The 11,468-nt window shown below is 68.8% G+C and carries 12 protein-coding genes; 8 read left to right on the top strand and 4 right to left on the bottom strand.

Annotation, left to right across the window (positions count from 1 at the left end):
* Positions 1-21 precede the first annotated feature (21 nt).
* Both ABZ842_RS38360 and ABZ842_RS38355 read left to right on the top strand, forming a co-directional pair.
* Complete coding sequence (locus ABZ842_RS38360) at positions 22-204, top strand: DUF6191 domain-containing protein (RefSeq protein ID WP_361548380.1); 183 nt, start codon at positions 22-24, stop codon at positions 202-204.
* 303 nt (positions 205-507) lie between these two features.
* Complete coding sequence (locus ABZ842_RS38355) at positions 508-1,266, top strand: GntR family transcriptional regulator (protein WP_361548377.1); 759 nt, start codon at positions 508-510, stop codon at positions 1,264-1,266.
* 139 nt (positions 1,267-1,405) lie between these two features.
* On the opposite strand, the gene ABZ842_RS38350 is transcribed toward ABZ842_RS38355, so the two are convergent.
* Both ABZ842_RS38350 and ABZ842_RS38345 read right to left on the bottom strand, forming a co-directional pair.
* Positions 1,406-2,214 (bottom strand): IS5 family transposase gene (locus ABZ842_RS38350; protein WP_361548374.1). Its coding sequence is split into 2 segments (ribosomal slippage): positions 1,406-1,864 and positions 1,867-2,214, totalling 807 coding nucleotides; the frame shifts between segments, so codons are not numbered across the junction.
* Positions 2,215-2,232: 18 nt separating this feature from the next.
* On the bottom strand, positions 2,233-3,444 hold the full coding sequence (locus ABZ842_RS38345; protein ID WP_361548371.1) for a hypothetical protein: 1,212 nt from the start codon (positions 3,442-3,444) through the stop codon (positions 2,233-2,235).
* A gap of 113 nt (positions 3,445-3,557) precedes the next feature.
* On the opposite strand from ABZ842_RS38345, the gene ABZ842_RS38340 reads away from it, so the two are divergent.
* The 4 genes from ABZ842_RS38340 to ABZ842_RS38325 all read left to right on the top strand — a co-directional run bounded on the left by ABZ842_RS38340 (position 3,558) and on the right by ABZ842_RS38325 (position 6,423).
* Positions 3,558-4,463 carry a hypothetical protein gene (locus ABZ842_RS38340; protein WP_361548368.1) on the top strand — a complete coding sequence of 302 codons (906 nt, stop codon included), beginning with the start codon at positions 3,558-3,560 and terminating at the stop codon, positions 4,461-4,463.
* 462 nt (positions 4,464-4,925) lie between these two features.
* A complete protein-coding gene (locus tag ABZ842_RS38335) occupies positions 4,926-5,345 on the top strand; it encodes a DUF6192 family protein (protein WP_361548365.1) in 420 nt (139 codons plus the stop codon).
* Between the two features lie 50 nt (positions 5,346-5,395).
* A complete protein-coding gene (locus ABZ842_RS38330) occupies positions 5,396-5,590 on the top strand; it encodes a hypothetical protein (protein WP_361548362.1) in 195 nt (64 codons plus the stop codon).
* Positions 5,587-6,423, top strand: a complete 837-nt coding sequence (locus ABZ842_RS38325) for a hypothetical protein (protein ID WP_361548359.1) — start codon at positions 5,587-5,589, stop codon at positions 6,421-6,423. Before ABZ842_RS38330 ends, ABZ842_RS38325 begins: the two co-directional genes overlap by 4 nt.
* 50 nt (positions 6,424-6,473) lie before the next feature.
* On the opposite strand, the gene ABZ842_RS38320 is transcribed toward ABZ842_RS38325, so the two are convergent.
* Both ABZ842_RS38320 and ABZ842_RS38315 read right to left on the bottom strand, forming a co-directional pair.
* Positions 6,474-6,641 carry a hypothetical protein gene (locus ABZ842_RS38320; RefSeq protein WP_361548356.1) on the bottom strand — a complete coding sequence of 56 codons (168 nt, stop codon included), beginning with the start codon at positions 6,639-6,641 and terminating at the stop codon, positions 6,474-6,476.
* Between the two features lie 556 nt (positions 6,642-7,197).
* Positions 7,198-8,109, bottom strand: a complete 912-nt coding sequence (locus ABZ842_RS38315; RefSeq protein ID WP_361548353.1) for a lipase — start codon at positions 8,107-8,109, stop codon at positions 7,198-7,200.
* Between the two features lie 716 nt (positions 8,110-8,825).
* Between ABZ842_RS38315 and ABZ842_RS38310 the strand changes: the two genes are divergently transcribed.
* Both ABZ842_RS38310 and ABZ842_RS38305 read left to right on the top strand, forming a co-directional pair.
* Positions 8,826-8,984: a hypothetical protein gene (locus ABZ842_RS38310; protein ID WP_361548350.1), complete on the top strand. Its 159-nt coding sequence runs from the start codon at positions 8,826-8,828 to the stop codon at positions 8,982-8,984.
* Between the two features lie 645 nt (positions 8,985-9,629).
* Positions 9,630-10,766 (top strand): PQQ-dependent sugar dehydrogenase, encoded by a 1,137-nt coding sequence (locus ABZ842_RS38305; RefSeq protein WP_361548347.1) that lies wholly within the window; start codon positions 9,630-9,632, stop codon positions 10,764-10,766.
* Positions 10,767-11,468: the final 702 nt, after the last annotated feature.

The following is an 11,468-nucleotide window of genomic DNA, read 5'->3' as shown; positions in this document are numbered from 1 at the left end:
ACTCTCGGCAGTACCGCCGAGCTGTCCCGTCAGCCCCCACAATCCAGATCATCCAGCCGTACACACCTCACGGCCAGGGATCACAAACACCTACTCAGGGACGACGCCGAATCCTGTGCACCCCCCAGCTCTGTCGACCTCGACTCCGGCAAGGCGGTTATCCGCCCCGCGCAGAGCGCCACGAGCAGGTACGACGCGCCGTAACGGTTCGGCACGTCGCTATCCGCCCGAGCGCGGCTGCCCCGAGTCCTCGGTTTCCTCCAGCCCTGCGCCTCTACGGACCGGCAGCAGCCGGTCACCTTGCCGGGCCGCTGCCCCCGCACCAGCAGGCTATGTCCGCGCCTTGGCGGCCGATCAGCGGCGAGTTGGTCTTCTCGCCGGCTACCTCCGTAGGCGCATGAGCTCGGAGCGTATTTCTACTCCAGCAGCTTTTCCCTGGTGCAGTAACTTGCCAAAGCCCCTGGAAATGACCAGCTGCCGCAGAGCAGGACAACCGGAGGATCATCCATGCCCCGAGAGGCGCCGTACCTCGCAGTAGCCGACGTGCTGCGCGCGCGGATTCTCTCCGGAGAGTGGGAGATCGGGGAGCGCCTGCCGTCCCGGGCTCGGCTTGCCGTGGAGTACGGGGTCGGACGCAACGTCATACAAAGGGCCATGGACCGTTTGATCATCGAGGGTCTCCTCGAAGGCCGCGCCGGCTCGGGCACCTACGTCCGCAGGCCGCGAGAGCGCCTCCGACTGATCCGCTCGCGGCACCGCGAACGCCGGGAGAGTTCTCTTCCTTGGCAGGACAGAAGGGAGCGGGGCAGGGCCGACGCCTGGGATTCACACAGTCAGGTCCGAGTCCCAGCCCCCGAGCCAATCGCCGAGCGGCTCACCATCAGTCCCGGGGACCTCTGTGTCTGTACGCATTACGAGTTCCTCGCCGACGGGCAACCTGTCCAGCTTTCCGAATCCTGGGAGCCGATGGCTATCACGGATGGAACGCCGATCGTGCTGCCCGAGATGGGTCCCCTCGCGGGTAAGGGTGTGGTCGAGCGCATGCGTTCCATTGGCGTGGCCATCTCGACTGTGGTCGAGGTGCCGCGCCCGGCCCGTGCCACCCAGGTGCAGGCGAACCTCCTGGGGATCAGCCTGGGAGACCTCGTGCTGCAGATCGAGCGGACCATCTTCGACACGGACGGACGCCCGGTGGAGACAGCCGACATGGTCATTCCGGACATGCGCCGGGAAGTGGTCTACGAGTTCGGAGTCGACCATCCGTAGTCGTTGAAGCCATTAGAGAGACATCGACAATTCGACAGCAGGGTATTCCATGGCAAAATCCTCCCGGCTTGGCCTCTTGCAAAATCGGGACTTCGGGCGATTGTTTGCTGCCACTGCCCTGGGTCAGTTAGACACCGTTTCAGTTGGTGAGTCTGCGGTGACAAATGAGGGCTGCGGCTATGCCGACGAAGGTGAGGAAGTGTTCGGGCTTGCGTTCATACCGGCGGTGCAGACGTCGGCAGCCGGCCAGCCACGAAACAGTGCGCTCGACCACCCAGCGGTGGCGGCCAAGCCGTGTGGAAGACTCGATTCCCTTGCGGGCGATCCTGTGGCGGATGCCTCTGCCGCGAAGCCATCGGCGCAGGTGGGCGTAGTCGTATCCCTTGTCCCCGTGCAGCTTCGCGGGTCGTCGGCGGCGCGGTCCGCGGCGGGAGCGGATGGGCGGGATCCCCCGCACGAGGGGCTCCAGGCCGAGGCTGTCGTGCATGTTGGCGCCGGAGATCCCCAGCGAAAGCGGGAGTCCGTTCCGGTCCGTGATGAGGTGGATTTTCGATCCGCTCTTGCCACGGTCGGTCGGATTCGGTCCGGTCAGTGGCCCCCTTTTGCGGCCCTCACACTCACGGAGTCGATCGCGCACCGCGACCAGTCCAGTTCCCCGCGGGCGCCGAGTTCGTCGAGGATGACCCGGTGGAGCCGGGCCCAGACCCTCTCCCGGCTCCACTGGGCGAAGCGGCGGTACACCGTCTGCCAGCACGGCCCGAACACCGGCGGCAACTGCCGCCAGGTGCAACCGGAGGTAGCCACGAAGATGATCGCGGCCAGAGCCTCACGATCACCCGCCCTCCGCTTGCCCCCGCCCTGCGGACGCTTGATCTCCGTCGGCGACACCACCCGCCGGAACAACACCCACAACTCATCCGGCACCAAACGCACAACCAGATCCGTCATACACGGATCAACGAACGATCAAGCCAACAGAAACGGCGTCTTAACCTGGTCGAGGCCGTCCAGAACCACGCGCACCGGCTCGCGCGCCTCCATCAGGCCGAGTGGTCCCGCCACCTCCGCGACCGTGCTGGGCAGCAGCGCGCGCCTCGCCTCGGGGACCCGTGCCTCGTAGGCCCTACGCGCGGCATCGAAACCCGGCAGGTACCGGCCGAGCTGACGGGCCAGCTGCCCGACGGCCGTCCCGGACGTCCACCCGGCGTCACTGAGCCGTACAACGGCGCACACCGTCGCGGCAGTGTCCGCCTCGTCCTCGGGGAGTAGCTCGGGGCGGGCGAGCGCCGTCGCAATCGTCGTCTTGCCCGTACCCATGGCGCCGACCACGGCCACGAGCCGGTTCAGGCGGACGAGCCGTGCGATCCGGCCCAGTTCCACGGGCGGCTGGAAGTGGCGCAGGGCGGCCACCAGGACCCGTTGGTCGGGAGAACCTGCCAGCACACTCAGCTTGCGGTCGTGCGCCACGTTGCGGGCGATCCACGACTTCGACGGGACCCGGCGCGAGCTGGTGCCCCCGTTGAACGAGACCGCCTGCGGAATCTGACCCTGGAGCAGCGTCTGGAGCGTCAGGTGGACCTCCTTGGTCTCCAGGAACGGTTCGAGCCGTATGTCCCCGTGGCGGACAAGCCGGTTGAGGATTCGCGAGAACTGCAGGTCGTAGGAGACCCGGTCGTTGGAAGAGGTCAAGACCTCGACCGTGCGGCCGGCTTGCATGGCGGTTCTGATCCAGCCCTCGACGGCGGCCAGGAGGGCGTGGCCCGAGAAGCACCCATCGACCACGAGGGCCAGCTCCGGCACGCCCCCGTACCGCTTGGTCATCCGGCCGACCTCGCCGGGCAGGTCGAAGGCCGTCTCCGGGCCGGGCGTGGCCGGTGTGGAGCTGATCGGGAAGAGGAAATCGGCCCCCTTTCGGTGAAACCCGTGGCCGAGGAACCCGAGCAGCAGTGAGGCGCGCGCCGACTGCGCCTCCCTGAACGCCTCCTCCACCGCATCGGTCACCTCGGACACCGTCCGCGGGTTCAGCAGCAGCCCGTCACTGTACGCGGGCACGTACAAACCGCGCTTCGGGTCCAGTAAGAGCTCCGTCAACTCGTTGGCGTACGGTTCGAGTCGGACCAGCCGGTCCTCCTCTTTCTTCCTCTCGCGGACATCCCAGTGGGACGCGACCACCAGCATTCTGCGCGCAGCTGTCATGCGCGCATTATGGCTGTGCCCGGATACCGGGAACTCGCGCCCCGGCCAGGCGCGTTGGGGTGGCGAACGAGGTTGGCGCGGGCGACTGGAGACACATGGCAGAACTGGTCATGGTGCACTGCATCGGACCCAACGACGAGACCGAGCAGCAGCTGCGGGAGGACTGGACGCGAACGCTTGCGCGAACGCTGCGGAACAACGGCCGGGCGGAGACGGCCGACCGCCTCGAAGGCGGGACCGTGACGGTCGACACGGCCTACTACCGCCACCTGTACAAGGATTATGTGCCCAACGACGACTTCGACGTACTGCTGCCCGAGCCGATCGCTTCCACCGGCAAGGGGGTCGCCCTGGACATCATCGACAACATCCGTCGGCACGCCTCCGATCCCGGCGACAGCGACGAAGCCGCTGAGGCCCTGGAGGGCCTGACCCTCGACCTCGGCCCCGAGCAGGGGCCGTTGGAGCCGCTGCGCATGCTCGTTTCGATGATGGGACGGCTCGGCCCGATCGCTCGCTCCGGATTCGCCGCGCTCAGCAGCACCGGCGCGTTCCACCTCGGACAGGTGGCCGCCTACCTGGACGACGAGCGCGTCCGGGAAGGCGCGATCGAGGCCGTGCTGTCCCGGGTGACCCCAGACACCAAGGTCGTCCTGGCCCACTCGCTCGGTACCGTCGTCGCCTACGAGGCACTGCACCGGCTCGGCCAGCCCCTGCCGCTGCTCGTCACCTTCGGATCGCCGCTCGGGCTGCGCTCGATCATCCGCGGGCGGCTGCGCCCGCAGCCGCTGCGCTCACCTGCCCACCTCAAGCGTTGGGTGAACGTCGCCGACCGCGACGACTTCATCGTCGCCACGTTGAAACTGCGGAAGCTCTTCCCCGAGGACGACTCTGTGCTCGAACGGACCCGGCGGGTCAGCAACCGCGATTTCGACCCGCACGCGGCGACCGAGTATCTCAGCCGCTGGGAAACGGTGGAGCCGCTCGCCGACCTGCTCTGATCCGGCAGGCGAGCCGAGTAGCCGGCCACGCCGTGGCCGGGAGGCCACCGGAGCGGGCCGTACGCGGTCGTGGGCGCGACCGTGCCGCCCTGTGTCATGTTGGACATCGGCAGCGCGTAGAGCGCGCCCGTGGCCAGCCGCCCAGAGGGCATACCGACGTACAGCCGGGTCGCCGAGAAGTGGATGTTCCTGCCCAGGTACTGGTTGGCGCGCCCGGAGGACCGGGGATGCCATCGCCGTCGCCGGCCTCGCTCCAGCGGTCGTTCGGACAGGCCGACCCTGCCAGCGAGAACGTGTGGACCGCGCCCGCGTTGGCGGCGGTGCCCAGGTCCTCGCCGGGCGTGCCGATGGCGAGCCGCATGGGCGCCACGGTCTTCCAGTCAAGTCGTCCCGGCCCCGTTGTCCTCATCAGATGTGGATGTGTGCGATCAGGGCGGTGGCGTTGACGTCGCGCACAAGGTCATGGCTGACCCATCGAACCAGCGCATCCCCTACCGGGCACATCACGAGCAGCGCGAACAGGCCGCCGCCGCCCGCTTCGCCGACTCCCACGAGCGGGACGGGGCCGGCACTGACGAGGTGGAGGAAGTCGTAGAAGTGCAGCAGGTACGCCGCCCGGAGTCCGCCGTCGACCACCAGCGGTCCTCCAATGAAGTGTTGGAACTGATCGGCAGCGGAACAGCGTTCCTAGTCGATCTCCAGCGGACGATCCCCGGGCTGCACGTTGCCGAGTTCACCGAACGGGAAGTGCGGGCGGTCCTGGACAATCACCGGCGGATCCGGGCCGCGCTCGACTGGTGCGACTCCGCACTGTCGACCGGCGACAAGAGCATGGACGACGACCTGGCCCGCATCCTGTCCGAAGGAGATGACCAGTCATGACTAGGCAGGCGCGCCCAGCGTCTCCAGGCGCTGGCACGCGGGCGGCCCCCGTGCCCACCCAGCACCTTCCCGAACTCGCCTGGCACCTGTTCGACGAAGCCGGCGATGATGTCTTGCTCCTGCGAGAGCACATCACCGACCGGACCCACGCCACCGACGGGCAGTTCGAGCGTGCCAAGGGCTACATCCGTGACCACGTCACCAGAAGTGCAAGGCGTTCCTCGCCTACCGCGGCGGCTACATGATCACGACCGACCCAGCGAAGATCGCCGAGAACGCGTCCCTACGGATGCGCCGGATCAACACCGAACTACGCCGTTCGTTGTCTGGGGCCATCAACCCCCTCGGCGACCAGGTCGCCGACTACGAGGTCCTGACCATGTTCCAGGACGAGATCGCCCACATGACCCGCACCTACGACCGCATGAGCAAGGCCACCCTGACCATGCCCAAACCGGTGAAGGCCGCCAAGCCCAAGCGGCGCCGCCGGGCCCCGCTCACTCCTAACACCCCTAGCGCGATGGCGCGTCCCTCGAGACGTCGTCCGTCCAGCGCCGGTGCCCTCTACCGCGCGCTGGACGAACTCGGCGTTGCCCCAACGCCAGACCCGAAACTCCGGCCGAACGGCCCCAAGCGCTCCGACACCGCGCTGCTCTTGGGCATCCTCCTCGCCAAGGCCGAACTCGGCGCCGCCGTACGCGCTGACCCCTCCGAGGAACCCCCACACGGCCTGACCCAGCTCATGACCGGATACCGCTCAGCGGTCTCCTCACGCAACGACGAAACCCACCTACGGCACCTCAGCCTCCGTCTCCTGCACACCGCCGTCGAAGCCACGCTCGACGACAATCCAAGCACTCTCTGCTACGCAGCCGACGACGCCGCCCTCGCCGCCGCTCTCATCGACGCCGACCGGCTTCAGCGCACCGGCAACAACCGGACTGCCGTCCGTGCCTCGATCAACACAGCCACCCAATCACTTTACGCCGCAATCAACACTCTCAGTAATAATCCCGGCAAAAGCAACACACACTTAAGGCCCGGCCATCACCTGCACTCCGCGCCGCACGCCCCTTGACCGGGGTCAAGGTTCGGCCGCTGGTGCTGCTGCTCGTGCTCTTGGCGGTGCTAGCCGCCTGGGCCGGCCGGATCGGCGGCCGGGGCCTTCCGGTTCTCCATGGCGCGGCGGCGGGTGTCGGCGGCGCGAGTGAAGGCGGCGAGCCGGCCCAGGTTCTCCGGTGTGCGCAGCCACGTCGCCGGGTCGGTCGTCCGGCCTTCCACACACTCGTCGGGCATCGCGGCCTGCTGGTGGGCCTGGACGGCGGCGGCCCGCTGCGCCGGAGTGGGCGCGGAGGGTCTCCAGCAGGTGTCGGCGGGCTTCGGCCAGGACGTGGCGGCGGGCGAACCTACCGCGGACGGTGGAGACGACCGCGGCGACGTCGACGGCGGCGAGCGCGATGTCCCCCACCGGATCGACCCGGGCCCGGATCGCCGCCCCCGCGGCGCGGCAGCGGTCAAGGAGCTCGTCGACCACCTGCTTGCCGAACCTCAGCAGCGCGGACGCCCGCCACCAGACGAGCAGCTGCTTCAGCCGGCGCGGGGTCTTCTCCTCGGGACAGGTGCTCTGCGCCGCCTGCCAGCCAAGGCTGTGGCAGGCCTTCTCTCCGGGCAATTGTCCGTGTTCCTGCGCTGCTGCGCGGCGGACTGCTGCTGCGGAGCGAGCAGGGCGCCGATCATGGCCTGGAGGAGGAGTTCGCTGTTGGCGGTGTCGCCAACAGCGACGGTCTCCAACAGGAACTGGCAGGCCGCCTCCCGGCCACCATCGGCATCACGGGTCCGGCGCCAGGGCGTTTCACCGGGCGTGGCCGACCTCGGGGAAGTCCGGGGAGGGACCGTCGAGCAGACGCCCCCGGTCGCGGAGGTGGAGGTCGAAGAAGGCTCGCGGATAGGCACGTTGGAACGCCTGCGCCCGGTGCCCGGGAATTGTCCCGACCTCTTCTTCCAAATTGTGCGGTGACATGCCCAGGAGAGGAGCGATCAGCGGCAGGATCAGCACGTCGTCGCCGAACGACTGGTGCGCGGCTCCCCGTACGGTCACATGCAGACGCCAACCGCGCAGACTCGACCAGAACGCGCGCAGGGCGGGGTTGCTCTCCATGCCACCCTTGCCCGGGGTATCCACGACCAGGAACGGGCGGTCGAGACCGGCGTCCATCACCGAGCCCGCCGCACCTCCGTCCAGGCTCACTCCCGCCATGATCCGCTCGTCGGTGAGCATCGTCACAGCGGTAGTGGCGCCGCCCAGGGAGTGGCCGAGCATCCCGACACGTTGCAGGTCGAGTGCTCCGCACAGGCCATCGAGCAGCGGAGTCCGGCACACACCAGAGTGACCGCCCGAGCGGAGGACGGCGAGCCGGTCCAGGACGAAGCGGATGTCGGCGGTTCTGACCGCGAGGGCCTTGGTGTAGTCGCTGATCCCGCCCATCGGATTCGTCTCGACGCGTCCACCAGGGAACGCGACTACCGCCGCGTCGTAGGTGTGGTCGACGGTGACCACCACAAAGCCGTGACTGGCGAGGTCTTCCACGATGCCCGTGCCAAACGACCGTGACGCGTTGGCGCCGGGAGAGTAGAGCACGACGGGCAGGGGGCTTGGCGGGCCGCCGACGGGAGCGCCCTGGTGGCCGTGGGTGTGTCCCAGTCGCACCCGGCCGGGAGGCAAGCCGAGGAGGCTCAGGTACCGGTCAGCCGCCGTCGGGGGCATCCAGGGAACGGAGGGGCGGGCCGCCCTTCCGCGGGCGAAGAGGGGAGATAGATCCCCTCAGCCATTCACCCTAACGACCGTCACCGACAGTCGCGCCCAAATGCGAAGAACGTAGCCACCGCGACCGGAACTCGGCGAAGACAACGACCGCACCCAAGACCCGTGCCGCCGCCGGTTCTTTGCCCGCCCACGCCAGCGGGGCACTGCGCGACGTCCTGCCGCCCGTCGCCAAGGCGCCGGAGTGGGCGCGGGTGCGGGTCGTCGTCGTGGCGTCCGCCTACGCCACGGTGAGGACGAGCACGCCCGCGACCCGTGCGCGCCGCAGCCCGCCAGCCGATCTCCTTCGCGCAGTCGAGCAGGGCCCGGTGGTGCTGTTCGGGGTCGAGTTCGTCACGGCCGAACTCCCGTACCGCGCCTACCGAACGCGGCGGTGCGGTCAGTGCCACCTGGGTGGCGTCCGTGTCGCGCGGCGTCCGCGAGCGCTCGGGCCGCCACGGCGTTCCGCCTCACACGCCGCGTCCACGACCTGGTGGATGACGGCTGGCGTCACCCGGGACCGCCGCATGCAGCCGCAGGAGCACCACCCGACCATGGTCGGGTCCAGGGCGGGACCATGTGGTAGGCCACTGGCCGGTCGCCGTCGCCGGGAGCTGCCGCAGGGCAGACCATTGCGGGAGCCAGGCAAGTCCAAGGCCGATCGCGATCCGGCTGAATGGATGCCGCCCGCCGCCTCGGCGACCTGCCGCTACCTCACCGACTGGGTCGTGGTGAAGACCCGGTGTCAGCTGGCAGTCGACCCCGCCGAGCACACCGCACTCCAAGGGATCGCCACTGGCTGTCCCGACCCCTCCGTCACCCTCACCCTCGCCCGCTAACCGCGCTGTCTGGACAGCGGGCAGCGGGCCGGACGCCGTCCGGTCAGCCCTCCCGCCGACGGAGAGGGAGCCACTTGCGCTCCCCACCTGCGGTTTCCCGGACTCCTCAACACAGTCGCCTACGCCTCCGCTGTAGGAGGAGACGGTCCACTGAACCTGGGTGAGGTCAAGGTCGGCGGGGTCAGGCTTGGGGTGGTGTGTCATTTCCGCTTGTCGGGTGTCTGGCCCGGACGGGCGAGCCAGAGCCGACGACGCCTCGCCGGGACCCAGCGCCTCACCCTCACCAGCGCCCGGTTCACCGCCGCCAGCCTCAACCCCCTTCCTCCTACCCCTGCTCAGTCTGGCCGCCCCCCCCCATGACCGGATCTGAGGGGGGGCGCCGTTCGTGCCGCCCGCCTCGACTTCGGCGCCCTGTCGGGGAAGTCCGGCAGGGGCCTTTGGTGCCATGGGAGCTTTTGTCGGGCATGGAGCCTGTGGTGGATCGGGTATTGGTCTACGCCAAGCCGCACCGTCCCCCGTATCCTCAACCGTAGCCAGCGGCACACCCCCACACCCAGTTGCGTGCTGGCGCACGGGCACCCCCCAGCAGCACCATGCCCAGGCAGCCGGGTGACCTCCCCACTCGCCGCCTCCAGGAGGCTTACGGTGAAAATTCACACCAGAAGCTCGGCGATCATCGGCACCATCTGTCTCATCGCGTCCCTCGCTCTGACCACAGCGTCCGCCGACGAGCCCGTCGCCGAACGTCAACAGACGAAGGTCGTGCTCACGCAAGTGGCCACAGCCAAGAATCCCATCGCCGGTGCCGCCGGTCCCGGCGGCACCGTCTGGATAGCCGAACGCGCCGGCACCGTGCGAGTCCTGGGTGAAAGGGGGCTCGGCAAACCGGTCCTCGACATATCCCGCGAGACCACGATCGACGGCGAACGCGGCCTGCTGGGCATCGCGTTCGACAAGAACTTCAAACACTTCTACATCTCGTTCACCAACCTCGAAGGCACCAGCACCATCGACGAGTTCGCCGTGAAGCGCGGCAAGATCCAGCCAGAGACCCGGCGCACCGTCCTCACCCAGACGCAGCCGTACTCGAACCACAACGGCGGTGATATCAGGTTCGGGCCCGACGGATACCTCTACATCGCCTTCGGTGACGGCGGCGCGGGGGGCGACCCGCACGGCTACGGTCAGAATCTCGACACGCTGCTCGGCAAGGTGCTGCGGATCGACCCGACCGGCGGCAAGCCGTACGCGATCCCGCCGGACAACCCGTTCGTCAACGACCCGAACGCAAAGGACGAGATCTGGGCCTACGGGCTGCGCAACCCGTGGCGGTTCTCCTTCGACGCACGCACGGGCGACATGCTGATTGGCGATGTCGGCCAGAACGACTGGGAAGAGATCGACTGGGCGTCCGGGCGGAGCAAGGGCGGCGAGAACTACGGCTGGTCCCAGATGGAGGGCACCCACCCCTTCCGAGGGCGGCCCGAGCCCGCCAACCATGTGCCGCCGGTCTACGAGTACGACCGCAACGGGCTGGGCTGCTCGGTCACCGGCGGATACGTCTACCGGGGGGATGAGATCCCGGGCCTCAAGGGGCAGTACCTCTTCAGCGACTACTGCGACGGAACCGTCCGCGCTCTGCAGATGCGCAACGGCAAGGTGACCGGCCAGAGCGACCTCGGAGTCAACGGCGGCGAAGTCATCTCGTTCGTCCAGGACGGCGACGGCGAGTTGTACGTGCTCGCCATCGGCGGCAGCGTGTCCCGCATCGATCCGGCGTAGGGCTGCCGACCGTCCTCGAGATCTCGGTCGGACGGCCACCGTCCGACCGAGATCTCATTGCTCCAGGAGATGAACAGCACGGGGCACCGCACCGACGTGGACGCTCCAGGGCCCGAAGTGGCTGCTGGAGGACTTCGCGTCCCGGGTCGAGAACAACACCCGTGCGGCTCTCGCCTCGGGGGACGGGCTGGTCGCGTCCTGCACCGAATCGCTGAGCCTCGACGACCGTGACCGCCTCGCCGTCCTGCACCGCCCGGCCTGCTGACGGACAGTTGCCCTGGCTCTCCGCGTCGTTCCAGCCGGTGGAGGACACCCCGGCCGCGCCGCCCGGTGCCCACTACAGCGGGCGGGGCCCGCCCGCGCGCAGCCTGGGCTCGGATGGGCCCCGGGAGGTCCCCTCTGCACGGGGCGGGGAGGGGCGGCCCGCACCCAGCATGGCACTGATTCCGGCCATTGGGGAGGGGCTTGTTCCGGACTGTGCCCGGGGTGTTCCGGTGTGTGTGGGGGGGGGTGCGCGGGGGCGGCCTCGGATGAGATGTATACGTTGACGACGGTGGCCTTCGGCAGGGCTTCGGTGAGGGCCTGGGCGACGGGGGCGGGGAGGGCGGCGGCGGAGGAGCTGAGCAGCAGGACGCCGGAGAGGTCGTAGCGGTCGGGCACGCCGGAGTTGAGGAGTTCGATGGCCATCGACGGCACGAGGAA

It is taken from the genome of Streptomyces sp. NPDC047315 (assembly GCF_040643215.1).
Taxonomy (GTDB): domain Bacteria; phylum Actinomycetota; class Actinomycetes; order Streptomycetales; family Streptomycetaceae; genus Streptomyces.
This window is presented reverse-complemented; position numbering and strand designations above follow the sequence as displayed.

What these genes read in the sequence shown, in the direction of transcription:
- ABZ842_RS38315 (WP_361548353.1), bottom strand. Translation starts at nt 8,109, where the DNA reads ATGCCCCCGACGGCGGCTGACCGGTACCTGAGCCTCCTCGGCTTGCCT.
- ABZ842_RS38355 (WP_361548377.1), top strand. Translation starts at nt 508, where the DNA reads ATGCCCCGAGAGGCGCCGTACCTCGCAGTAGCCGACGTGCTGCGCGCG.
- ABZ842_RS38335 (WP_361548365.1), top strand. Translation starts at nt 4,926, where the DNA reads ATGGCTGACCCATCGAACCAGCGCATCCCCTACCGGGCACATCACGAG.
- ABZ842_RS38325 (WP_361548359.1), top strand. Translation starts at nt 5,587, where the DNA reads ATGATCACGACCGACCCAGCGAAGATCGCCGAGAACGCGTCCCTACGG.
- ABZ842_RS38345 (WP_361548371.1), bottom strand. Translation starts at nt 3,444, where the DNA reads ATGCTGGTGGTCGCGTCCCACTGGGATGTCCGCGAGAGGAAGAAAGAG.
- ABZ842_RS38320 (WP_361548356.1), bottom strand. Translation starts at nt 6,641, where the DNA reads ATGCCCGACGAGTGTGTGGAAGGCCGGACGACCGACCCGGCGACGTGG.
- ABZ842_RS38340 (WP_361548368.1), top strand. Translation starts at nt 3,558, where the DNA reads ATGGCAGAACTGGTCATGGTGCACTGCATCGGACCCAACGACGAGACC.
- ABZ842_RS38310 (WP_361548350.1), top strand. Translation starts at nt 8,826, where the DNA reads ATGCCGCCCGCCGCCTCGGCGACCTGCCGCTACCTCACCGACTGGGTC.